General features: G+C 58.4%; 20 protein-coding genes. 2 read left to right on the top strand and 18 right to left on the bottom strand.

The features are described from left to right. The 7 genes from AC1DYO_RS26945 to AC1DYO_RS26975 all read right to left on the bottom strand — a co-directional run. On the bottom strand, positions 1 to 824 hold an 824-nt coding region (locus AC1DYO_RS26945), incomplete at its 3' end, for an acetoin dehydrogenase dihydrolipoyllysine-residue acetyltransferase subunit (protein ID WP_477267456.1). Positions 825 to 830: 6 nt separating this feature from the next. After that, a complete protein-coding gene (locus AC1DYO_RS26950; RefSeq protein ID WP_477267457.1) occupies positions 831 to 1,838 on the bottom strand; it encodes an alpha-ketoacid dehydrogenase subunit beta in 1,008 nt (335 codons plus the stop codon). Between the two features lie 13 nt (positions 1,839 to 1,851). Further along, on the bottom strand, positions 1,852 to 2,829 hold the full coding sequence (locus AC1DYO_RS26955; protein ID WP_477267458.1) for a thiamine pyrophosphate-dependent dehydrogenase E1 component subunit alpha: 978 nt from the start codon (positions 2,827 to 2,829) through the stop codon (positions 1,852 to 1,854). Positions 2,830 to 2,919: 90 nt separating this feature from the next. After that, positions 2,920 to 3,786 carry a carbohydrate ABC transporter permease gene (locus tag AC1DYO_RS26960; RefSeq protein ID WP_477267459.1) on the bottom strand — a complete coding sequence of 289 codons (867 nt, stop codon included), beginning with the start codon at positions 3,784 to 3,786 and terminating at the stop codon, positions 2,920 to 2,922. Between the two features lie 63 nt (positions 3,787 to 3,849). Continuing rightward, complete coding sequence (locus tag AC1DYO_RS26965) at positions 3,850 to 4,767, bottom strand: carbohydrate ABC transporter permease (RefSeq protein WP_477267460.1); 918 nt, start codon at positions 4,765 to 4,767, stop codon at positions 3,850 to 3,852. Next, a complete protein-coding gene (locus AC1DYO_RS26970) occupies positions 4,764 to 6,236 on the bottom strand; it encodes an extracellular solute-binding protein (protein ID WP_477267461.1) in 1,473 nt (490 codons plus the stop codon). The genes AC1DYO_RS26965 and AC1DYO_RS26970 overlap by 4 nt, the downstream gene beginning before the upstream one ends. Positions 6,237 to 6,314: 78 nt before the next feature. Beyond that, positions 6,315 to 7,430: an ABC transporter ATP-binding protein gene (locus AC1DYO_RS26975; protein WP_477267462.1), complete on the bottom strand. Its 1,116-nt coding sequence runs from the start codon at positions 7,428 to 7,430 to the stop codon at positions 6,315 to 6,317. A gap of 536 nt (positions 7,431 to 7,966) precedes the next feature. On the opposite strand from AC1DYO_RS26975, the gene AC1DYO_RS26980 reads away from it, so the two are divergent. Together AC1DYO_RS26980 and AC1DYO_RS26985 are read left to right on the top strand one after the other, a co-directional pair. Next, entirely contained in the window at positions 7,967 to 8,287 is a 321-nt protein-coding gene (locus AC1DYO_RS26980; protein WP_477267463.1) for a hypothetical protein, read from the top strand. Between the two features lie 185 nt (positions 8,288 to 8,472). Then, positions 8,473 to 9,408 carry a MurR/RpiR family transcriptional regulator gene (locus AC1DYO_RS26985; protein WP_477267464.1) on the top strand — a complete coding sequence of 312 codons (936 nt, stop codon included), beginning with the start codon at positions 8,473 to 8,475 and terminating at the stop codon, positions 9,406 to 9,408. Positions 9,409 to 9,537: 129 nt separating this feature from the next. Here the strand turns inward: AC1DYO_RS26985 and AC1DYO_RS26990 are convergent, their stop codons facing one another. The 11 genes from AC1DYO_RS26990 to AC1DYO_RS27040 all read right to left on the bottom strand — a co-directional run bounded on the left by AC1DYO_RS26990 (position 9,538) and on the right by AC1DYO_RS27040 (position 24,026). Continuing rightward, positions 9,538 to 10,425, bottom strand: a complete 888-nt coding sequence (locus AC1DYO_RS26990) for a fumarylacetoacetate hydrolase family protein (protein WP_477267465.1) — start codon at positions 10,423 to 10,425, stop codon at positions 9,538 to 9,540. Positions 10,426 to 10,522: 97 nt separating this feature from the next. Then, complete coding sequence (locus AC1DYO_RS26995) at positions 10,523 to 12,109, bottom strand: GMC family oxidoreductase (protein ID WP_477267466.1); 1,587 nt, start codon at positions 12,107 to 12,109, stop codon at positions 10,523 to 10,525. 174 nt (positions 12,110 to 12,283) lie between these two features. Beyond that, a complete protein-coding gene (locus tag AC1DYO_RS27000) occupies positions 12,284 to 12,703 on the bottom strand; it encodes a nuclear transport factor 2 family protein (RefSeq protein ID WP_477267467.1) in 420 nt (139 codons plus the stop codon). A gap of 109 nt (positions 12,704 to 12,812) precedes the next feature. Then, complete coding sequence (locus AC1DYO_RS27005) at positions 12,813 to 14,573, bottom strand: hydantoinase B/oxoprolinase family protein (protein ID WP_477267468.1); 1,761 nt, start codon at positions 14,571 to 14,573, stop codon at positions 12,813 to 12,815. Between the two features lie 109 nt (positions 14,574 to 14,682). Continuing rightward, positions 14,683 to 16,758, bottom strand: coding sequence for a hydantoinase/oxoprolinase family protein (locus tag AC1DYO_RS27010; protein ID WP_477267512.1), 2,076 nt, complete (start codon positions 16,756 to 16,758; stop codon positions 14,683 to 14,685). Between the two features lie 61 nt (positions 16,759 to 16,819). Beyond that, positions 16,820 to 18,085 carry an aspartate aminotransferase family protein gene (locus AC1DYO_RS27015; protein ID WP_477267469.1) on the bottom strand — a complete coding sequence of 422 codons (1,266 nt, stop codon included), beginning with the start codon at positions 18,083 to 18,085 and terminating at the stop codon, positions 16,820 to 16,822. A 454-nt stretch (positions 18,086 to 18,539) separates the two neighbouring features. Next, on the bottom strand, positions 18,540 to 19,955 hold the full coding sequence (locus AC1DYO_RS27020; RefSeq protein ID WP_477267470.1) for an FAD-binding oxidoreductase: 1,416 nt from the start codon (positions 19,953 to 19,955) through the stop codon (positions 18,540 to 18,542). A gap of 276 nt (positions 19,956 to 20,231) precedes the next feature. Beyond that, on the bottom strand, positions 20,232 to 21,185 hold the full coding sequence (locus tag AC1DYO_RS27025) for a C-terminal binding protein (protein WP_477267471.1): 954 nt from the start codon (positions 21,183 to 21,185) through the stop codon (positions 20,232 to 20,234). Positions 21,186 to 21,296: 111 nt separating this feature from the next. Further along, complete coding sequence (gloA, locus tag AC1DYO_RS27030; protein WP_477267472.1) at positions 21,297 to 21,707, bottom strand: lactoylglutathione lyase; 411 nt, start codon at positions 21,705 to 21,707, stop codon at positions 21,297 to 21,299. A gap of 220 nt (positions 21,708 to 21,927) precedes the next feature. Next, a complete protein-coding gene (locus AC1DYO_RS27035) occupies positions 21,928 to 22,362 on the bottom strand; it encodes a hypothetical protein (protein ID WP_477267473.1) in 435 nt (144 codons plus the stop codon). Continuing rightward, a complete protein-coding gene (locus tag AC1DYO_RS27040; protein ID WP_477267474.1) occupies positions 22,359 to 24,026 on the bottom strand; it encodes a GMC family oxidoreductase in 1,668 nt (555 codons plus the stop codon). The genes AC1DYO_RS27035 and AC1DYO_RS27040 overlap by 4 nt, the downstream gene beginning before the upstream one ends. Positions 24,027 to 24,687: the final 661 nt, after the last annotated feature.

Raw genomic sequence — 24,687 nt, forward strand, 5'->3', positions numbered from 1 at the left:
CCCTCGACCATGTCGCTGGTGATCCTGGAGGGATCGGCAAACAGGCGCTCAAGCACGCTCGACAGCGGGCGCCGGCGTTCGGCGGCGATGAAGTCGGTGAGGAAGTCGCGGCTCATCGTCTTGCCAAGGCCGATTGGCGCGATCAGCGTCAGCGAGCCGACGCGGTCGGGCTGTCGGGCAGCGATTGCTGCCGCGACGGCGCCGCCGAAGGAGTGAGCGACCAGATGGATCCTGCCGGGAGCCACCGATTGCAGCGCAGCCTCTACGGCGGCCACGATCCTGGCCAGAAGGTCATCGCCCATGATCGGCGAGGACGCGCCATGGCCAGGCAGGTCGAGCGCGATGGTATGCAGCGCCTCCGAGACGGCCGCCTGGTTGAACAGCCAGGTCGACAGGTCGCCGCCGAAGCCATGCAGGAAGACGACCGCTTCTTCGCCCGCCAGTCCCGCCTCCAGCACGTTGATCACGCCCTCGCCCACGGAGATGGCGCGCGGCGCGGCGGCGGCCTGACCACCTTCGCCCGCGCCGATCCGGTCGGCATAGGTTGCGATGAAGGCGTCGATCTCGTCTTGCGTGGCGGTCTCGTCGGCAATGACACCGGCAAGCGCGCCGACCGGCGCGGTCGTTCCCTCCTGCAGCACGATCTGCCTCAGGATCCCGCTCGCCGCCGCTTCGACGACGTTGGTGACCTTGGTGGTCTCGATCTCGAGCACTTCCTGGCCACGCGCGATGCTGTCGCCTTCCTTGGCCATCCATTGGATGATGGTGCCCTCGGTCATCGTCATGCCCCATTTGGGCACGGTCACGGCCTCGATCAGCGACATCTGAATCTACCTCCTGGCAATCGAAGTCGCCGCCTTCGCCACGGCAGCGGCCGTGGGAATGTAGGCGTCTTCCAGATTGGGCGCGTAAGGCACCGGCGAATGCGGCGCGGTGACCAGCTTGATCGGAGCCTTCAGCGCATCGAAGCATTTGTCGGCAAGCAGCGCCGAGATGTCGGTGGCCACGCTGCAGCGCGGGTTGGCCTCATCGACGATGACGACGCGGCCGATCTTCTCGGCGAAGTCCAGCAACGTATCCTCATCGAGCGGCGAGGTGGTGCGCGGATCGATGATGCAGGCGGAAATCCCCTCGGCCGCAAGCTGGCGGGCGGCCTCCTCGGCGACGCTGACCATGCGGCCGAGCGCGATGATCAGCACATCCTTGCCATCGCGCGCCACGCGCGCTTCGCCGAAGGGAATGGTGTAGGCGCCGTCCGGCACCTCCCCCATCGTGTCGTAGAGCATCTTGTGCTCGAGGAAGATGACGGGATCGTCGTCGCGGATCGCCTGCAGCAGAAGCCCCTTGGCGTCATAGGGCGTCGCCGGCATGACCACCTTGAGGCCGGGGATATGGGTGAAGATCGAATGCAGCGCCTGGGTGTGCTGCGAGCCGGAGCGGCTGCCGGCGCCATAGGTGGCGCGGATGACCATCGGTGTCTTGGCGCGGCCGCCGAACATGTAGCGGAACTTCGCCGCCTGGTTCATGATCTGGTCGAGGCAGACACCGGCAAAGTCGACGAACATGATCTCGGCGATCGGCCGCAGCCCGGTCAGCGCAGCACCCGCGGCAGCACCGATGAAGGCCGCCTCGCTGATCGGGGTGTCGCGGATGCGCTCGGGCCCGAACGCCCCCAGCAGCCCCTTGGTGACCCCGAAGGCCCCGCCCCAGGCATCCTTCACACCGTTGGCGCCGGCGCCACCGGTAAGATCCTCGCCCATCATGATGACGCGCGGGTCGCGCGCCATCTCGAAGTGCAGCGCTTCGTTGAGGGCTTGCCGAAAAGATTTTTGTGCCATGGTCCGCAGCCCCTTACAAATACTTCACATAGACATCGCTCGTCAGCGCCGACAGCGGCGGGAACGGGGCTGCCCTTGCCGCGCTGACGGCATGATCGATTGCTGCTTCAACGTCCTTGTCGACCGCGTCGAGCTCGGCTTCTTCCAGCAGCGACACTTCGTTGACGCGCCGGCGGAAGTTGACCAGGCAGTCGCGCTCCTGGCGCATGGCCTTCTTCTCTTCGGGCGTGCGGTAGGTGTCGGGATCGCCGCTGTAGTGGCCGTAGTAGCGCGGCACATGGATATGCAGCATCGTCGGGCCGCCGCCCGCRCGAGCCCGCTCCACCGCCTCGCCTGCCGCGCTGTAGACGGCAAACACATCCGTACCGTCCACCTCGATGCTGGGGATGTCATAGCTTTCGGCGCGCCGGGTGAAGCTGCCGGCCGAGACAAGTTCATTGGCCGTCGCCTCGCCAAAGCCATTGTCCTCGATCGCGAAGACGATCGGCAGGTTCCAGATCTTGGCCAGGTTGAAGCTCTCCGACATCACCCCTTCGTTCATGGCGCCGTCACCGGCAAAGGCCACCGCGACCTGCCGGGAGCCAAGCAGCTTCATGCTCAGCGCCGCCCCGCAGGTGATCGGCGCGCCCGCCGCAACGATCCCGTTCGCCCCAAGCATTCCCTTGCGAAGATCGGCAATGTGCATCGAGCCACCCTTGCCGCCGCAGGTGCCGCTGGCGCGGCCAAACAGCTCCGCCATCATGCCGTCGATGTCGACGCCCTTGGCGATGCAGTGACCATGACCACGGTGCGTCGAGGAGATGTAGTCCTCATCCTTGAGCTGGAAACAGACGCCGACCGCGCTCGCTTCCTGGCCGGCATAGAGATGGGTGTTGCCCGGAATGTCGCCGGTTCCCATCTCCTCCATCACCCGTTCCTCGAACCGGCGGATCGTCCGCATCGTTCGATAGACCTTTAGAAGTTCGTCATGCGACAACTGCAACGCTGACATTGGTTCCTCGCTCAAACCCAACTGTTCAATCCATTGGCACTCAGCTTCTGGACAAGGCTCTCCAGCTGCTCGCTTTTTCCGCGGCGACGGTTACTTGACCGCCCCACCAAGCGAAAATCCGGCTGTGAACTGGCGTGACATGCCGAAGAACAACACTATGACCGGAAGTGAGTAGATGATCGAATAAGCCGCAATCACGCCGTAGTTTATCGAGTTCGATCCCATGAAGCCGAAAAGGCGGACAGGGGCGGGCTGATCGGCCAGGCGATTGATGAGGACGACCGGCATCAAGAAATTGCCCCAGGCATTGACGAAGCCGAAGATCGCCGCCGAGGCCAGACCAGGCTTGGCAAGCGGGAAGATAACCTTCCACAGGATTTGGAAGCTGCTGGCCTGCTCCAGCACGGCCGCCTCCTCAAGCTCGACCGGTATCGCGTCGATGAAGTTCTTCAGCTGGTAGATCTGAAAGGGAAGAGCGGTTACGCCGAGCAAGATGCCCGTTGGGATGATGGACAACCATCCAAGCGTTGCGAACATTTTATAGATGGGAACGATCAAGATTGAGATCGGAACACCTGAAAGGAAAAGAACCGTCAGCAGGAGCGGATTCTTGAAAGGGATGTGCTGTTTCGACAAAACGTAAGCCGCAAGGAACGCCGCCATTGTTCCCACCACCGTTGCAACTGTCGAAATGATCAGGCTGTTGCCAAGCGCGCTGAGATTCTCCGACTGCACCGCGACCCAATAGTGGGCTGCAGTCAAGTGCGGCAGATTCAGCTGGTTTGTCGCCTCGCTATCGACCGAAGCGAGGACCATCCACACCATCGGCAGTGCAAAGAATATGGCGAGCACGACCGCGGTCAAGTTGCTGATAACCCGGCCTCCGGTCAGGATCTGTGGCTCGTTGACCTTCAAGTCGGCCGGAGGGTTAGAAGACAATTCAGTGGAGGTTTGCATACGCAACAACCTTTCGATTCGAAGTCTCGCTTGAGCCGCGGCCAGTATCAGTCGGCGATGCCTCTATCGGCGAGACTTAGTAACGCTCACGAATAGGCCCCCAAGGACTGCTGACAGTATCACTACAACATTTCCGAGAAGAGCTGCATATCCCAAGTTGTGAAACTTGAAGCCCTGCAAGTATGTATAGACGGGGAGGATGTTCGTATCATTGGCCGGCCCTCCGCCAGTCATCAGATAAATCAGTGTGAAATTGCCGAAAGTCATCAGCATCATCAAAAGCGCGCAGGTGACGATGGTCGACTTAAGCAGCGGAAGTGTGATCCGTGTTAGGATCTGCCGCAGGGATGCACCCTCGAGCTTGGCCGCCTCAATGAGGTCGCCTGGAATATTGCGGAGGGCCGCAGAGAACATCGTCATGGCAATGCCAGCCAGGGACCAAGCATTGGCGAGCGAAACCACCAGCATTGCGTGACTGTAAAGCAGGTCGAACTGCCGGTTTCCTGCCAGCAACGAAATAAGACCAGACTGTGTGCTTGTCGCCATCCAGACAAAAGCGATGGTAGTCGGCGGCAGCGTCCAGGCCAGTATGGCCGCAGCGCTGCTGATCCATCTTACGAATGGCATGCAGCCTTGCAAGGCCAAGGCCAAGACGAGGCCGAGCATGGTTGCCCCGATCGCGCCCGAGCCGATCACGAATACGACCGTCAACCATAGCGACCGATAGAAGATCTCGTCATGCAGGAGGAAGATGACGTTGCTCAAGCCGGTGAAGCGGTAATTTATGGCATGTATTCCGATCAGCTGCAGATTGGTGAAGCCGAGATAAATCGCGTAAATCACCGGCCCCATGAAAAGGGCACAAAGAAGCAGGGCGGCCGGGGCAAGAAAAACGAAACTTACCGGGTCGACGCGCGGAACATCCAGGCGCACGCGATGAGCGTGCGCCTGGTTAGCCGCGGGAGAGCGGGTTGAGTTCACGGCAGGGTCTCTATGCGGTCAGCCCCAACCTGGTTTTCCATGTAAGAGCGCAAGATCTCCACTCCTTCATCGATCGTCGTTTGCGGCTTCAGCACCATGGCCTGCGTTGCCTGTTGGAATGCATTGCCCCAGATCGGGAATTCAGGGTGGGAGGGCATACTTTTGGCCGACGAACTGAGGTCGGCGAACCCCGCCTGGAAAGGCGCCCGGCTGAGAGCGAGATAGCTGGGTTCGGTTCGCAGCGAGGTCGGCGCCGGAACAACCGGAACCCAAGCGGCGATCTTCAAAAGGTTCTCCTTCTGCTGCATGATCTCGATCGCGGCCCAGGCCAGGTCGGGATTCGAAGCATTCTTCGAGATCGACAGCACAACTCCGTTAAAGCTCGCCGCCGTCCCTGGCGCTTGGCCTTCGGAAGTTGGCACCTGAGTGAAGCCGATCGTCTCTTCTTTGTCGTCCCAGCAGGGAGCGCAAATGTCCTTGCTCCAGAAGACCGGGATCCAGTTTCCGGCAAAGGTGATGCCAAATTTGTGATCATGTAGTGCCTGTGCCGGATGCGTTGCCCCGTTCGGATCCATGATCTGGGACGTTGGTGCCAAAAGCCCCTCGGTCGCGGCCGTCTTGTAGAAGCCAAGCACCTCGCGAATGCCTTTGCTGTCGACGACCCACTTATCCGTTGCCTGGTCATAAATCGTCGGTGTGCTGGACGCGGAAAGCAGGATGCCCGGGCCCGCGACAACGCCGAAAGTGCCTTGCGAGGTGCCGGTGATGATATAGAGCGGCGAGGCATCGGGCGAGGATTTCTTGATCGCCCGCGCACCGTCGAGGATCTCGTTCCAGGTCTTCGGCTTCCAGTCCTTCGGCAATCCCGCCTTGTCGGTCAAGGTGCGGTCAAAGAGGACTGCGTAGGTATTGATACCTTGGGGGACCGAGTAGACTTTGCCATCGTACTTGCTGGATTCCTTCACCGGATCAGGCGTCTCTTGCCACCAAGGTGCGTTGGCGACCTTGTCGTCAAGAGGGGCTAGAAGTCCGCTGCCGCCGAATTGTCCGACATTGATGTCGAAATATTCCACCACATCCGGAGCTGTGTCCGGGGAGTTGTAGAGGAGGCTCAGCTTGGTGATAAAATCGTCGTAGGTACCAGGGATCGGAATCAGTTCCATCGTATCGCCGGGATGGGCGGCCTCGAACTGGGTCTTGACGCCACCGAACCACTTCTCGGCGAGCTTGGGATCGGCAAACGTCCAGTTCAGACTGAACGCGACTTTGACGTTGGCAGCCTTAGCATCATGCGCAAAGCCCGCAGTGCCGGCAGCCAAAGCAATCAAAGCCGCACTGAGAAATCCGCGGCTTGCCTTGCGCCAGGCGGCAGTTGCGATGGTCTTCGGGAGCAGCCGGCGATTCTGGGCCCGGTCAAAGCGGTGCACCGGATTCTGGATATCCAAGTTTTCCTCCTTATTGATGTTCATCACTGGTGGTTCCTCTCTCACTGTTTTTTCCGTTCTACCCATGACTGATCCCCGCCAAACTGAGATGGCAGTACTTCTTCAGACCACCGACGGCTCCTTTGAACCGAGCCTCAGGTTCACCCCGGAGACACCATCGAAAAAGTAAAGATCATCTGCGTCGAACACCAAGTTTACTTGGTCACCCAGATGAATCGGTGCGAAGCTTGGGAATTTTGAATTGATGAGTGTTCCTGCCACATCGACCAGGACGAAGGTCTCAGATCCAGTTGTTTCAATTGACGTGACGGTGCCGCTTATCTTTTCCGAGCAACGGGAGGGAGCATCTTTCGTCCAGTGAATCTCATCTGGCCGAAGACCCAGCTCGACAATCTGAGGAAGGCTCCCCGAAAATTCGCGAGCCGCTAACCCAAATGACGTTCCGAGGCAGTCAAACCGAACAGTCTCCCCCTCGTGCTGCAGTGAAGCAGGCAATATGTTCATGTTGGGCGACCCGATGAATGTCCCCACCGCCTTACTGGCCGGTGAACGGTACAATTCAGCCGGAGTTGCGACTTGGAGGATGCGACCCTTGTCGAAAACAGCGATCCTGTCGCCCATCGTCATGGCTTCTACCTGGTCGTGAGTGACGTAAACCGTCGTGACCCCGAGTTGCCGTTGCAACTGCGTGATTTCAGCCCTCATCTGTGTGCGCAGGCTGGCGTCGAGATTGGAAAGCGGCTCGTCGAGAAGGAAGACACGGGGCCGGCGTATCATGGCCCGTGCAAGGGCCACGCGCTGCCTCTGCCCCCCAGACAATTCCGCAGGCCGACGGTCCAGCAGCTTGTCCAACCCGACCAACTGGGCAACCTTATCGACGCTTCGGGCAATATCGGATTTGGCCTCCCCGCGTATGGCAGGTCCAAATGCCAGGTTCTTCCGAACTGTCATGTGCGGATAGAGCGCGTAGCTTTGGAACACCATTGCCGCATCACGGCGACCGGGCGGTGTGAGCGTCACATCCTCGTCGTCTACAAAGATCTTTCCGTACGTAGGAGTCTCAAGTCCTGCCAGCATCCGGAGCGTTGTGGTTTTGCCGCAGCCGGAAGGACCGACGAAAACGATGAACTCCCCATCATTAATGCGAAGATTCAGGTCAGGTATGATCGTCAATTCGCCGAAGCGCTTCCACACATTCTGGAAAGTTACTGATGCCATGACTTGGTGCTATCTCTCGGCGGTTCTTTGTGTTGTTTCTGTAACTGTATGCGCAGTTGCCCTATCTGCGGCCAGCTCCTTGCATTGGCAGTTCTGACTTTTGACACTCGCTCGCCTCGGGGCATTCGATTACGCAATAGGTCTCCGATTGCTGCCCGGGCCGGCACAGCACGAAAGTCTTCAGACTGGTCTAGCGAACGCGATTGCGAGCCGGTGCGCGCGCAAAGCGCTTCATATCGAGCGGCTGTCTATCCGCGCCCGCGACCGATTGCTGGTGGCGTCTTCATCTCTTCGTTCCCCTGCCAGCCAGGCCCGTTCTCCCGAGAGCCCTCAAGCCGCAGTTACTTACCTGTTTTCATTTACCTTCGGACGGAGGCCCCCCACTGTCAAATTTTGATCGTTGATGGGAGGAGATAAGCCATTTTTATCAGAACCAGCGAATGTGATTGCTTTCCAGTCTCCTGCGAACCTTGGCTCCGTCGCGAGGATGAACAAATTCTGCGAACTGCACGGGCCACAGGGAAGTCCTACTCTCGATGCGCATGAATACCGTCGGTAGCGCCATCAGCCCCAAGACCCAGCCCGTCTCGCCTTCAATGCTCTTAGTTGGCGACAGTGAACATCATGATCCAACCACTTGTCAAGTGGATCATGTGATCCTACCGGCGTTTTTGTTCCTGCCCCAGGAAGCGTTTGGAAATTCCCATCGGAGCCGGCATCCGCTGTCGGTTCTGCGTGTTCGCAACAATTGGCCGACTTTAGACCGGCGCCCCGGTTTGACATCTAACCGCTTCTCTTTTAAGGCGAAAGTAACAGCCGACCTCCCCGATACCGGAGCAAATAGCTCGCCGGGCTGACGGCATTGCACTGCCAAGTGCACGCCGTCGTCGAAAATAGCCAAGCACCGAAATGAAAGCTTCGCTATCTCGACCGTGGAAACAATCTCGCGGATCAATTGTTGCAAGTGATGTTTGAAATGTGTCAAGAGTGCACTGCTTAGCCTGCTGGGACATTGTCTGTCCTTGAATTGCCGGAGAGAACTTTGGCCGAAACCGACCTGCTTGAACGCCTTAAGAAGATATGCGTCGATCTGTCTGGGCAAACGGTGGACGCTGCCCACTATGTGATAAACAACGCGGACGAGATCCCGTTCTATACGATGCGAGAGGTCGCTCGCCGAGCGAGCATCCAACCTGTGAGCCTGGTAAGGCTGGCCCAGAAGTTGGGATTTGCTGGGTACGGCGAATTTCGGCAGCAGTTTATCGACGCGACACAGGAGCGCAATCAGCGCGATCGACAGTCCGTTAGCCGCAACGAGTCCAGCGCACGCACACTCATCACCGAAATGAGCAAAAGCCGTGGGCTCAAGGCTTTCGTCGATGCCTTCTTTGCGACCGAGCTCGCCGTTGTCGAGCAGGCAAGATCGCATCTCTCAGAAGAAAAACTCGAGCGTGCCGTCGAGCTGCTGGTACACGCCCCAAAAATCTATGTCATAGGGAGGCGAACCGCGTTCACTCCCGCTTTCACTCTTGCCTACACTTTGCAAAAAGCTCGACCCAACATAGTTCTGTTGGATATGCCGGGTGGAGCACCCGAGGGAGCGCTGGACGATGTTCGACCAGGTGACGCTTTTGTGGGAGTAACCTTTGCGCCGTTCAACAGGCTGGTCCACAGGTTAACCGAGAAGGCTTCACATTCGGGTGCGAAAATTATTGCGATCACTGACAGTTTCGCTGCACCTATCAGCAAGTTCGCGGACCCATTGCATTTCGTAGCGCAAAGTTCCGGTCGCGCGTTTCCCGAATCCGCATTAGGGGCAATAGCTATCGCAAACATCCTTGCTGCTTTGACCATCAGCAAGCTCGGCGAGGTTGCACAACACAGGATCCGCGAGAATGAGCGGTTTCTGGTGAACTCGGGTGAGTACCTGCTGTCGGGCGCTCCTAAGAGAGGCCGGCGCTCTTCAGAAACAAGCTGACGCTATGCCATGCGGCAAGACAATCTGGACCGAGAGATCGGATTTTGATGAACCGATCGTGCATCGCGGGCAGGAAGGTCAATTCCGGCCCGGGGCTCCGTTCATTTCGGCGAGTCTACCTCATGGTCGCTACCGGACAACGTTGCGCAGCGAGCCTACTTGCTGGAGTTCGACTTCGACTGTATCGCCGGGCTTCAACCACAAAGGGGGCTGCCGCTTGGCTCCGATGCCCTGTGGTGTACCTGTCGTGATAATGTCGCCAGGCGACAGAGTCAGGAAGAACGAGATGTAAGAGACCAAATCGCGCACCGGGAATATCATATGGCGCGTGTTGGATGACTGGACCTGGACACCGTTCACGCGAGTTCGAATATCGAGATTTTGGACATCTCCTACCTCGTCCAATGTGACGAGCGCCGGGCCGCAAGGCGTCGTGGCGTCCACAGCCTTACCCGCCAACCACTGTGTGCCGCGGTATTGAAGATCACGTGCCGTGATATCGTTCAAAACCATCACGCCAGCGACGTAATCGAGCGCCTCCTCCGCGGCAACGCCACGACATTGCCGGCCGATCACGACCGCAAGTTCGCCTTCGAAATCCAAATTTTCGGTGATGGTTGAGCAGTCGATCTCGTCAAACGGACCGATCAACGTGCTGGCGAATTTCGCGAAGACATCGGGATGAGATGGGAGCGCCCGACCCGTCTCGGCAACATGGTCGTTATAGTTGAGGCCGATGCAAAGCACTTTCGCCGGGTCGATGACGGGCGGCCCGAGCCGCGTCGTTTCAAGTGGGCCAACCGCGGCCTTCGGGTTTTCGCCGGCGGCTGCGATCAGCCGCTTTGAGAGCGCGGGCAACGCTGCCCCGTATTCGCGCAGCAGATCGCTCATGGAGGGAACCGGACGAGGGTCGGCGCCGCTAGCACTTTCGAGCAATGTTGCAACGTCAAAGACTGTGGAATTGACGACAATGCCTGGCCGCCAAGAGCCAGAAATTTCATAGGAAACGAGTTTCATTGGTTCTCCTGCATCCCTTCGGGTGCTCTTGATTCAAAACAGGCATGACGGGCCGGGGTCGTCGGCCGCATCCCGACGCTTGCTGAGCGGACGGCCGTCAAATCCGATTTCCCTTCACAAAATCGGCGGCGCGCTCACCGATCATGATCGCCGGTGCGTTCAGGTTACCCGATGTGACGAACGGCATGACCGAGGTGTCGGCGACGCGCAGACCATCGATGCCATGGACCCGCAATTGTGGATCGACAACGGCCATCTCATCCGTCCCGATCTTGCAGGCGCCGCTTAGGTGGTAGGCTCCCTGCGTGTACTTTCTGACAAAGGCCTCGAACTCAGCGCGCGTTGAAAGTGGCTTTTCGGGAAGGTGCGCCTCGCTGACGAACTTTCGCATCGATGGCTGCGCCATGATCTCCTGCCCCAACCGGATGCCGTCAACGAGGCGGTCCACGTCATATGGGTGGCTCAGGTAATTCGGATCGACAAGCGGCGGAACGGTCGGGTCCGACGATCGAAGCGCCACCTGCCCCCGCGATTTCGGGCGGCAGGCATACACGTTGAGGGTGCACCCATTGCCGCTAGCCGTCGTTTCAACGCCTTCCTCGATGCCGGCACCGGCGAAGAAGTGATATTGCAGGTCGGGAGTGGGATCGGCCTTGTCTCCCCACCAGAAGGCACCTCCTTCGCAGATATTCGAGGTTACCGGCCCGTTGCCGAACAGCGCATACTGCAAGCCCGCAGCCGCCTGCCAGCGCAGCTTCTTGTACTTGTCGTAGCTGGTGTTCGACTTAAGATTATATATGAGGAAGCAGTCCGTATGGTCCTGCAGGTTCTGGCCGACGCCTGGAAGGTTATGAACCACGTCAACGCCAACGCGCTGGAGATCGGATGCTGGCCCGATACCAGAAAGCAGCAAGAGACGAGGCGAACCGATGGCTCCTGAGGAGATTACGACCTCGCGTTCCGCGCGCATCGTTACCAGGCGGCCGTTGTCGAGGTACTGAACACCGATTGCGCGACCGCCTTCCACGACGATCTTGGTAACCTGCTTGTTCGTTACGATGTTCAGGTTTCGACGTTTTCGAGCTGGGTGAATGTAGGCGTCCGCTGAACTGCATCGACGACCGTTCTTCGTGGTCAGCTGATATAGACCGGCGCCCTTGAGCTCTCCAGAATTGAAGTCCGGATTGAACGGGATTCCGGCCTCCTGGCAGGCCTTTACCCACGCCTTGGTCAGCGGAAGTGTATGCTGCTGGTTCGAAACGCTTAGCGGCCCGTCCTGTCCGTGCGCATCATTCGAATAGACTTCATTATTTTCTGCTTTGCGGAAATACGGAAGAACATCCTTGTAGCTCCAGCCTTCCGCCCCGTGGGCCACCCACCGGTCGTAATCTGAGGGCGCTCCTCGCATATAGATCATTGCATTGAGTGAACTTCCGCCGCCCAGCACCCGCGCCTGACCCACTCGCGTTTCGAGGTCGGCTTGATGCTTGAGTGCCTCGATCTTGTACCATTGCAGCAAAGAGCTCTTGAACGACTTGTAGAAGGTGACGGGGAAGCGAATCCAGATGCTGCTGTCTCGCGGACCCGCTTCGAACAACGTGACAGACGCGTCGGGATCCTCGCTCAATCGGCCTGCCACCGCGCATCCTGCGGATCCTCCACCTACTACGATAAAGTCGGGCATTGCCCTTTCTTTCCTTCCAATTTAGGTTTGCCCGAAACTGCCCACGGCAGCCTTGAATGCAACCGGCAATCGCCCAGGACCAAATCGAACCGGTTCATCAAGACCGGCGACAGGCCGCATGCTGCAGCGCTCAAGGCACTGTCCGTCAAACGGACGAGGCCGCTATTTCCGGCCCTAGCGAATACCTGCGAAGAAACTGTCGACCTCTGCCTGGCGCATATCGCAGAACCAGCACTCAACGATCTTCTCGTTCTCGAAACGATAGGCCGCAAGGCGGTCGGTGCGGACCCGCTTGTCGCCACGCGCCCAGATTTCATGAACCATGATCAGGATCGAGTTGTCAGAATCGGCGATGACTTCGTCATGACCCGCCTCGCCTCCGGTAATCCATTTGTCGGTGAAGGATGCGACCTTGTTGACCCAACCGTCGAGGAAATCTTTTGCGCCGTGAAAGTCTCTGGAAAGAACCGGATGGTTACCACCCATGTGAACTACCAGATCATCGGCGTAGAAGCTGCAGCCTCTCTCAATGTCCCCACTCGACCACGCATCGTGGTAATCGCGAAGGATATCCTTTGCCCGCTTCTTGCTCATCTTGATCCTACCTCCTGTTACCAATGAAAAGCGCTACGCAAGGGCTTCACAGGCATTTGAAGCTGCCACGTCAGATCCGCGACCGAAGCACCCGAACACGCTCCAGGGCTCATTGCACATGAGGCGCGGCCGCCGGCGTCTTTACTCTAGGTCCGGTCGACAATACAGACTTTCCGTCCGTCGAGATCTCAACGCCATATGTCTGCAGCGCGGCGTGTCGAGAAACCACGCCATCCCGCACGTCACGCAGAACGGCCTCGGGATCACGCAGGTGGGGATCGCCCCAACCGCCACCCGCTGAAGCCTCAATCACAAGATGGAGCGGTTCGACCTCCTCAACGCCATAGGGCGGACAGGGAAGTTCTTCACCGCTGCCCAGATCGAATGCCTTTATTGATCCCTTGGCGCCCCATTGTCCGCCATTGACGCCGGCCCCCGTTGGCTTGCGAGCGCCTTCTCCGCGCAACAGATGTTCGCCGCCTGCCAGGACATCGACCACATAGTCCACTCCGGTTCCACCCCGGTACTGGCCAGCCCCGCCGGTATCGCTTCGCATCTGATAGCGATGCACGCGCATCGGATAGGATTGTTCATACGTTTCGATGTTCGGTATGAACATTCCGCCGAGTGTCATCTGATGGCTGGTGGTGGGAAAGCCATCTCGCCCTTTGACTGCGCCGCCACCCGAGCTGCCATGCCAATGGTACAGAACAAAGACGCCACCAGTTGGCTTCTTGCCGGAGGAAATGCCGAATACGGATTTGCCCCAGCCTGCACAAGCGCGCTCGGGATCGGCTTGCGCCAATGCACCCCAGCAGGCGTTCATGATGTCGATTGCCGGATAGACCGTATTCATCGTCATCGGCGCAGGCGCCAGCGCATTCACGATCGTCCCCTCGGGCGCGATAATCTTGACGCACCGGTAGGTCCCCTCATTATGCGGAATGTCGGGGTCCAGGAACGCGGAAAGAGCGCAGTACACGGCCGAATGGGTGTTGGCGATCCCGCTGTTCTTGAAGCCTCTTATCTGCGGCGACGTTCCCGCAAAATCAAAAGTCATCGTATCATGGTCGATGGTCAGCTTGACGCGGGTTTCGACGTCCACGATTTTGAAGCAGTCTGTATCGCTTACGTCTGATCCTTCCCATGTGCCGCTTGGAAGTTCCGATATGGCTTGGCGCATCCGCCGTTCGCCATAGTCGAGAAGAGCATCGAGGTAGGCATTGCCCTTCTTGACGCCTAACTGGCTGATGACGTCGGCCAGACGCTGGGCGCCGATACGCGTCGAGCCTATCATCGCACCGAGATCACCTTCCAAAAGATCCGGGCACCGCGAATTGAGCAGCAGCAAGCGCCACAGATCATCACGTAGCTCGCCTTTTTCGATCAATTTGAGAACAGGCAGTCGAATCCCCTCATGGAAGATTTCGGTCGCCTTCGCGTTGTAGGTGCCGGCAGCACCGCCGCCAATATCTGACTGATGGGCACGGTTGCTGCAGAATCCAATCATCTCGCCATCTACGAAAACGGGGCGGATCAGGGTCCAGTCAGGCAGGTGGTTACCGCCAGCCGCGTAGGGATCGCTCAGGATGAAAACGTCCTCCGGCTCAATACGGCCGGCGAAATCCCTCAACACCGCGCGCACCGCAAAGCCGCCACTGCCGGAGTGAATTGGCAAGCCATCGGCCTGCGCAATCGTCTCGCCATCCGCATTGCTCAAAAAGCACGAGAAATCATGGCTCTGGCTAAAGATGGGGCTCCGCGCGGTGCGGATCATGATTGTTCCCATCTGCAAGCTGATGTGATCCAGCTGTCGCTGCAAGATGGCAATCAGAACCGGATCGTATTCGGTAGACGAAACAGTGCTCATGGTTTCACCTTAACCCATTGCATCAAGCGATTTGCCTGGACCCATATCTGTTGCTGTCGTGCGGCAGGTGTCGCGATTGCCGAAAAATGCCAAAGGGCGGAATGCCTTCTCATGGCGCTTCGCCATGCGCGATGTCGACGTGGTAGTTGCTGGCATCGGTCATCGTGAGCTTATCGCCCATCCCAAGAATGAGCGTCGTGGTCGCCTCCTCGATAATCGCAGGGCCGACCAACTGCTGGTGCGACGTCAGCACAGTCCCGTCGTAGACAGGGGTATCGACGAAACCCACCTTCTTGTCGATCCACACCGGCCGGCGTGAATGTGCTACCGGGTCGGAGACAAGGGGAGGAACTTTCGCCAAATCCAAGGCATCCAGCTTGCCAATCGCGGCCAATCGCAGATTTACGATCTCGATAGCGCCCGACGGTTGTACATAGCCGAAAAGGCGTTGATAGGCCTGCTCGAAAGCCGCCCGTATGGTCGCGGCATCCGTCGAGGAGTTCTCAACTGCGATGGTCCATTGCTGACCGAAATAGCGCAGGTCGTAAGCTCGCCTCAGCTGCGCCTTGCTTCCGGTGAAACCTTCACGAGCCAGAACTTCACGCGCTTCTGCCTGCATCGCCTCGAATGCGTCTTCGAGCTGACCCGGTCCCGAGATTGCCGTCTTATCAAGATCCCTGAGCCAGCTTCGCACGAAGTCGTGGCGAAGGTCGGAATTGCACATTCCGAATGCGCAGAAAACGCCGGCAAGTCGCGGGATATAGAGACTTGGGCTGCCGAGCAAGCGCGCCGTCGAGGGACCGTGCAAGGGGCCCGCACCGCCGGCGGCCACCAGGGTGAATGTCCTTGGATTGTAGCCTTTCTCCAAGGAGGCTCTCTCCACCGCATGAAGGATGTTCTGCTCGACAAGTTGAATGATGCCGGCCGCGGCATCCGTGACGCTGAGGCCCAGCGGCCTGGCGATATGGGTCTCGATCGCCTCAACGGCCTTTTCCAAGCTTAAGGTGATCGCGCCGCCGGCATATGGGCCAGGCTTTAGCCGGCCCAGCACAAGCTGAGCGTCCGTCACCGTTGGACGCTCGCCGCCACGACCATAGCAGGCAGGTCCGGGGGTCGAGCCCGCGCCTTCAGGTCCGGCCTTCAGTAGGCCTGCGCCATCAACCGATGCAATCGTGCCGCCACCGGCGCCCACAGTATAGATGTCAACTGACGGGATATTCAGGTGGTAGCCGTCGACCACGATCTGATCGGTCATGGAGACCATGCCGTGTTGCATCAAGGTTACGTCGCAGCTCGTTCCGCCCACCTCGATCGAGATCAGGTGTTCTGATCCGGTGTCCTCACCGAAAAATTTCAGCGAACCGACGCCGGCGGCGGGTCCCGATAGAACCAGGCTCGCGGGTGCATAGCCGATCTCGTCTATCGAGATCGCGCCGCCGTTCGACTGGATCATCAACAGCTTGCGAGGCAACCCTAGCGACGCCAGCCGTGCGGCCAAGCTCTCGAGATAAGGAACAACCCGACGCGAAACATAGGCATTGACGACGGTCGTGGACGTTCTCTCGTACTCGCCGATCGTCGGCGAGATTTCCGACGATGCGGTAACCCAGACATCGGGAAGATGCTTCTTAAGCTCGGCCTTCGCTGCCCGCTCGTGGGCTGGGTTGGCATAGGAGTGCAAGAAGCAGATCGCCACTGCCTCCACGCCCTCCTCCGCAAAGACGCGTGCCGCGGCTGCGACGGAGTCCGGATCGAATGGGGTGCGCACGGTGCCGTCGTGCTCTACGCGCTCAGTCACTGGGAGGCGCAGGTAGCGGGGAACCAGAACCTCCGGAAACGGTTTTCGATGATCCCACACGTTCTCTCGGATGGATCTCCGGATTTCGAGCGAGTCACGGAAGCCTTCGGTGACGAGAAGCCCGACCTTCGCGCCCTTCTTTTCGAGCAAGGTGTTGGTGGCGATGGTCGAGCCGTGGACGAATAGTTCGGTATTGGAAAGGAAGGCCCCAATGTCGATAGCCAAGGCGTCTGCAGCCAGCCGGATCGCGGAAAGGACGCCCTCTGTCGGATCGGACGGCACCGAAGGCGCTTTGAATGCCCGCACGGCTCCCCGGGCGTCAACCATGACCAGATCCGTAAACGTGCCGCCGATGTCAACTCCGACGCGGTAAGGTGAAACTAACATTGGCGTCCAACTGTCCTTGCTTCGGATAATCTTCGCCAAGGGCCTTGGCGACACTACGTCCTTAAGCCACCGCGCCCCGGCGGTCGCCAAGTTCTCTTTCAACGACGTGTATGAGTTTGTCTGCTATCGAAAGAACCTCGACTTCGGTCATCGGCGTGGAGAGTGCTCCTGAGCAGTTGGGCGTCAGCAGGACGTTTTCCTGCAGCATTGCCAAGTGAATGCGGCGGATTAGCTTGGCTGTCTCTGCACTAGCAAACGCACTCCGGTAGCCAGTAACTTCGCCCGATCCGATGTGCATTCGAAACAGTGACCCCATACCGGTCACGGTCGCCGCCACGCCGGCTTTGGCAAACCCCCGGCGAAGCTCCTCACGAAGCCTGTCGCCCAGAGCGTTCATCCGATCCACGGCAGATCGGGAATAGTGCGTCAACGAAGCCAGGCCCGCCGCCATGCTCAGCGGATTAGCGCTGAAGGTCCCGCCCATTGATACCTTGGGTTTTCCTGCGGAATGGTCGAAGACCGACATGCGGTCGGCCGGTCCTGAAACCGCACCAATGGGCAATCCCCCGCCAATAATCTTGGCAGTGGTGACCAGATCTGGCTCAAGGCCAAAAAGTGGCGAAGCGCCTTCGAACGACAGGCGGAAACTGATCACTTCGTCGGCGATCAGCATTATTCCATCTCGACGGCAAGCCTCCTGCACGACGGCAGCGGTTTCCCTCGACATCGGCACTGTCCCGGCCCGCGAGGCGTGAGGATCGATAATGACGGCAGCCAAGGAACGACCCTCGCGACGCAGGATGTCGGCGCAACGCTGAGGATCGTCATAAGGCAGAACCACCGTCTCGCGCAGCACCGAGTCGGGCGTACCAGCGTTACAGCGCACGGATGCGGGATCGCCGTTTTTATCACTCCAATTGGCAGGTGCGGGATCAAGGCTGACCTCAACCCAATCATAGGCTCCGTGATAGCAGCCCTCGAATTTGGCAATTCTTTCTCGGCCGGTTATGCCGCGCGCGCCCTTGATCGCTGCCAACACCGCTTCAGTCCCAGAATTGCAGAAGCGCGTCTGCTCCATTCTCGGGCTCCTGGCTGCCAGCGTTTCGGCCAGCACGATCTCGCTCTCGGTGGGCATTCCGAAGGCTGTTCCCTTCACCATCGCGCCGCGCACGGCATCAAGAACCGGTTCGAATGCATGGCCGTGGATAAGCGAAAAGAAGTTGTTGGCGCAGTCTAAGAGACGCTGCCCATCGACATCGATGACCCAGCAGCCTTCACCGCGTGCTGCATACGGGGGATGTGGCTGAAACCAGGACGCAGCACGCATGGATCCTCCCGGAACAACCCTTCGCTCGCGCAAGAACGCGGCTTCGGAGTGGTTGCCAACGACGGGACCCACATCGCTGCTTTGGTCTGTCCCGAGGGTCATCCTGCTCTCCATCCGCTATTTGAATGAAGGCAGTGAACACTATGATCCACACTGATGTCAATAGGATCATGTGATCCAAGTAAGGTTTCTTCGTTCTTTGTACGCAATCACTCCAGATAACCCGTCTGCCTGAGGGGCAGGCGTGTGGCGATCGGTCCTTGATCTGATTGGGGCCGATCCGTCGCTGCGGCCGCGGTTAGTCGGGCCCACGAGCGTTTGAACCCCCGAACAGCCAAAACTGGCGGTTTAGGAATCCATTCTGGTGAGCAGAGGGGGATCACTCCCTCCAATCGCGGGACGTCCTCAGAGAACCGGCTGAACTCTTCTCGAGAAAGGTCTTCAGAGCGCCTTCTCAGTCACGAGGAACAACTTTCCCGGGATTCATAATCGACAGAGGGTCAAGAGCCTCCTTCAAGACCCTCATCAATTCAATCTTTCCTGGCGCGCCATACCGTCTGAGAAGATCCAGTTTAACCCGCCCGATGCCGTATTCTGCGCTGAACGTGCCACCCATCTTGAAGGCTAAATCATATATTTTTGGTGAGATCTCGCGTTCGAAGCGCTCCTTGAAAACTGTCCTGTTGGCCGAGGGGGGCGGTACGACATTAAAGTGCACATTACCGTCTCCCACGTGCCCGTAGACCGACAGAATCGCGTCATCCGCCTCTCGTTTCACGATGGCCGCCGCCGCCTCAATGAATGCAGGCAAATGAGAAATCCGAACGGCAATGTCATGCTTCAATGAACCTCCATTTAGCACCTCGGCCTCAGGAATGTTCTCACGAAGATGCCAAAGCTCGGCCCTTTGCCTTTCACTGGCCGCGATAGTGCCGTCGATAATCAGGCCGGCCTCAAAGAATCGAGCCAACATCGCGCTGGTCGTGTCTTCGAGGTTCAACACGGGCGACACCGTCGCAACTTCCAGAAGCACGTAGTGTTCACTGTTCTTCTGCAGCGGATGGCTGAGATGCGGATCCTTTTCCAGGAGCAACTGTAGAGCGGAACGTGATATATATTCGAACGACGATAGAGCTTCACCGGTATCAATTTGCGTTTGATTGAATATCGATGTTAGGCTCGAAATCGTGTTGATCGCAAGGAAGGCCGTAATTATTTGTCGAGGCTTACGAGCAAGCTTGAGCGACACTCCCGTTATAATCCCAAGCGTCCCTTCCGCCCCGATGAATAGTTGTTTGACGTCATAGCCAGAGTTATTTTTTCTTATAGGTGTAAGCTCGCTGAATAAGGACCCGTCTGGGAGAACTACTTCCAGGCCTAGGACGATATCCCGCGCTACACCATAACGGACGACATTGATTCCCCCCGCGTTAGTAGAAAGATTGCCGCCGATTCTACACGAATGTTGTGAGCCGAGAACAAGTGGCAGCATAAGGTCGGCGTTGGCCGCGACCTCCTGCAATTCGCTGAGGATCATTCCGGCATCGACGGTAATAGATAGGTTGGCAGCATCGATTTCTCGTGCCGCAGTCATACGCTCGAGGCTCAGCAGGAGTTCATCACCACTTTCGCTTGGCGTAGCACCGGCGCAATAGCTCGTATTGCCGCCTTGCGGTACAAGCCCAACGCGGTGCGCTGCACAGGCGCGAACGATTTGCTGCACTTCTTCAGTCGTTCGAGGCCGAAGTAACGCATCTGTTTTGCCATGATATTGCCGCCGGTGGTCTGTGGTGTATCCGGAAATGATGTCCTGGTCCGTCGTCAGAATATCTGGCGGAAGGTCCGACAGTACACAATCGATCCGACCCATTGTCCGCTACCCCTCTCCTCAGACAACGCGTAATGTACTGTACAGGCGTCGCCTCGAGCACCATTGCTTGCTGCCCCGAACGTATGACGTTTTCTGGCCGCCCATCGAGACATGGATCGCATCGCGTTCTAAGTACAGCGGCTCAGCGTGCGGCATCCCAATTCGTCGTTTTCGCTAGCGATCCACATAGGCAATGAAAATGAGGTTCTCGTAACCGACCCTTGGCTGCTTCCGGTTTCTTTCGGCCGCTACGATGAAACCCTCCACGAACCATCGTCAGCGAGTGACGACATCCGGGAGCGGCTCACCCGTCAGCGCGCGCCGCGCCCTTTCAACGGCTTGCTCTTGCAAGGCATCCAGGGACGTGTTGGAGCGCCAAGCGACGTGCGGCGTGAAAACCGTATTCGGAGCGCTTCGGAGCGGGTGATCAGCAGGCAATGGTTCCAGTGCGAAGGTATCGAGCGCCGCGCCAGCGATCTTGCCGGCGTTAAGGGCCGCGGCCAATGCTTCTTCATCGATAAGCCCGCCGCGCGAAACGTTCACGAGCACCGCAGTGCGGCGCATACGATCCAGCACCTCGGCGGAAATGAGATTGCGAGTCTCCGCACCGAGAGGCAGGTGAAGAGACACGACATCCGACTCCTCCAGAACTTGCTTCAAGGTCGCCCCAGGGACATCGGAGAACGTCGCCATCGGATCGAATGCGTGGACCTTCGCGCCAATCGCGGTCCACCACTTTGCGACCAGGCGACCTATGCGCCCCATTCCGACAACCCCGACTTGCAGGTTCGACAGCTTGGGCACATCGAGACCAATGACGCCCGCCCACTCGCCCGAGCGGATGGCCGATTGGCCTTGCGGAATCCGCCGAGCCAGACACAAGCCCATCGCCAGGGCATGCGAGGCCACTTCCTCTGATGCCGTATCGGGAACGATCGTCACCGGCACCTGCGCCCGAGATGCCGCGGCGACGTCAATATTGTCGTAGCCAACACCATAACGCACCACGGCTTTGCAGCGTCGCAACAGTGCAAACTCATCGGCAGTCATCTTCGCATAGGGCGTGACCATTACGACCTCCGCCTCAGCCATGTGACTGCGAAATGAGGCCTGATCTTCTGCAACCACGATCTCGCGGCCGAAGCTTTCAGCCAATGCGCGCTCCCTGTTGAGGTTCGGGAAGCGATGGGGCGCGATCAAGATAATCCCCGCTTTATTTGCCGTTGCCATATTTCCAATTCTCCGCATTGAACAAGAATTACTGTAAAATCGATTTCATGCTGCGGCCCGTGTGGGGGCGGGCGATAAATCGGGTCGCAAACCTGCTCGATTGGCTGATCGCTAGCTCAGCGTATCGAGGTCGATCAGCTCGATTTTGTATCCATCGGGGTCCTCCACGAAGGCAATCACGGCGGTGCCATGCTTCATGGGCCCGGCAGGGCGAGGAATCCGGGCGCCGCTTGCTTGCAGCTCTTCACAGATGCTGTAGATATTCCTCACGCCAAGCGCGATGTGCCCATAGCCGGTGCCAAGATCGTATGCCTTGTCTTGATCCCAGTTGTGGGTCAGCTCGATGACCGCTTGGCTTTCTTCCGGACCATAGCCGACGAAAGCGAGGGTGAACTTGCCTTCGGGAAAGTCCATCTTGCGCAGCATCCGCATACCCAATAGGCGCGTGTAGAAATCGATGGATTTTTCAAGGTCCTTCACGCGCACCATCGTGTGCATCACCCGGAATTTCGGTTCGCTCATCGTCATATTCCTTATAATCACTGATCTCACAACAGGGGCTGGTGTCTTATGCTCAAGCCGCTCGGCGTGATGCTTATGGCAGCCGTCTCGACGAGCACCAACATGCAGTCAGCTTCATCGATGACGGTTGTCTCTTCCGTCCCGGCAACAGCCGTTTATGGGTACAACCGGTGTTGTATTGCCGGCCGCCTCACCAGAACGCCGCCTCGGTATTGGGACGTCAAGCGGATCCGCGACCTTCCGGGACATCCACATAAACCGAGCCTCTTGCCTGGACCCGCTCTATTGTTTCCATGATCTCGTCGTAGTCTGGTGTCTCGTAAAGCGCTTCCTGCCCCGGATAACGTAGTTTTTGGTTGACCGTCTCGTCCAGGAAATAGGCCCCCGCGATCAGGAACGAGATTGTGTGGAAGTCTTGGGCGCCCAAAGCGCGGATCGCGTCCAAAGCATTTTTTGGACGGGCCTCGGGCAGGCGCAGCAATGCCCCAAAGAATGGCGCGGCCATATCATCACGCTCTTTCAGAGCGCGGGGTAACAAACGTTCGGGGACGCCAACTTCCGTAGCAGAGGGCATCCCGGATTTGGGGTCTGACGGGATTAGGGTGTCCGAGACCCAGGCGATCCTGGCCCGAAAATCATCGATGTTGTAAGTCATGGGCTCACAGTCCCAATTTTTAGCGCCTCGGCGGCCCTACTGACCGGTTGTGTGCGCCTGTTTTCAATGATCGCTTCGGAATTTCGCAGCGCCAGCGCAGCAACCGTTCCGGTTGGATTTACGGCTCCGGACGTGGGCATGACGCTTCCGTCCATGACGAAAAGGTTGGGCACGTCGTGTGACCGGCCAAAAGCGTCGACGACGGAGGTGCGCGGGTCGTCGCCCATACGCACACTTCCAAGAATATGCCAGCCGGTCTCCCGCTGAAGCGGCATCACCGCAGTTTCATAGGCACCTGCCTCCCGCATGGACTCAACAGCGCGCGCTTGGTTGTAGTTGAGGAGATCCCAGGTGTTTTGCGATGCCTTGTATGTGACTTTCGCCGCCGGCATACCATCGGCGTCGGTCAGGTCTGGATCGAGAGAAACCATATTCTCCTCATTCGGAAGGTCCTCGGCCATGATCCCCCAGTATGCGGAACGGCCGAACCGCTTTTGCACGGTGGCATGGAAGTTCTCACCCCACACATCGCCGTTGGCGCCCCATGGCCAGGTGCCCACCGTTGCAAGCGGGCCACCCATTCCCATCAATTGCCACTTTGCGCCGCGGTAGAAGTTTGTGTCCTTCCGGGTTTCGGCGAACTCCAGAGAATAGGAACGCTGACCGTAGGGTCCTTGCCAATTTTCAAAAAAGTCATCGAACAGGCCGCTCACGGTGCCATAGGGGTGCATCATCAATCGTTTGCCCACCAGGCCGGAGGAATTGGCCAATCCGTTCGGATGGTCGCTCGAAGCGGAATTCAAAAGCAGCCTGGGCGTACCCACGCCGTTGGCCGAGACAATGACAGTGCGGCCTGGCTGAAAATGGGTAAGCCCCGTTTTCCTATCGACATAGGTAACGCCGGTGGCGAGACCGTCGGATCCCGTTTCGACGCGCAATACGCGCGCGTTCTGGACGAGTTTCACTCCAAGCTTGATACATGTTGGCCAATGCGTACGGTCGACCGAAGCCTTGGCGCCATCAAAGCAACCCCATGTGCACGCACCACGTCGCACACAGGGCAAGAGTCCGTTGTGCTTCACCGTCGCGATGGAATTGCTGCCTGGCCACCAATGCCAGCCAAGCCGATCATGGGCCGCCGCGATCTTCCTATCCATTTCTGACAAAGGAAACGGCGGCAGCGGTATATCGAACCCAGGCGGATAGGCTGGGTCGCCCCCTACCCCCGAAACTGCGAAATCATTCTCGACCCGCGTGTAATAAGGTTCAAGGTCCGCGTAGCTCAAAGGCCAGTCGTCGGCGATTGCGTCAACGGTGCGCACCCGGAAATCGCTGGGTTTAAGTCGATGCCACGCGGCAGCATAAAGTACAGAACTCCCGCCGACACCATTCCACATCAGCGGTTCCACATCGGAACTGCTGACGTCGATAGGATAGTCCGAGGGTGCCTTCCGCCGATTTGGGTTTGTGGCGAAATACTGGTTCTTTGTCAGCTCGAACTCGAAGCCAGAGTGTCGAAGCTTCGTGTAGTCGGGGTACTCACCCTGCTCAAGACAGATGACGGACATTCCCTCTTCCGCCAGGCGTTTTGCGGCCACCGCCCCGGATGGGCCAGCACCGACAATCACGACGTCGTAGATGGCTGGTCGGCTTTCATTCGTCATCGACGCTAAATCCCCATGATTTTCTTGCGGAGTGGGCGCACTGTGGAGGGTTCTGCTGGCGCGTGTCGTGCTCCTGCTGCAGATACTTGGAGTCTCCTCGCTGAGCAGTTCCATAAAAATGTCGCCAAGTGCAGCGCTGCCAGGTCAAGAGCTGGCATTTCTTGGGCACTTCAGTCTCGATTGACGGAGTAAACACTATGATCCAATCGCATGTCAAGAGGATCATATGATCCAATTGTGATTTTAGTTTCTGAAGACTCCTCGTTGGCGCATAGACCTGGACTGCGGACCCGCGCGGAGAGTCCATGCGGCCATGGGCTTGCCACGTCGTTTCGGCGTAGGCGACACAACTCCCTCCAGGATCGCTTTCTCGAGCACCTGCTCGGCCGGCACAGGTTCAGCCGTTCCCCTTCTCGATCACCTCCTGGGCCGACACGTCCATCCACCATGGCCGGCCCGGAACTTGTGGAAGATCACAACGCAGATGCCGTGCCCGCGGCAGACATCCGCCGCCCGCGAGGCACGTCTGTAATTCGAGCCCAGAATTCCGAAAGCTCGTGATCAAGAAATTCTATCTGGGGTCATCGCGTATCGAGATTTGACGCTGTCTGCGGCGACGACGAATTCTCTCGCCCAAAAGGCACTCAAAAAAAGGATCAAG

Source organism: Mesorhizobium sp. P2_F5, from assembly GCF_056403715.1.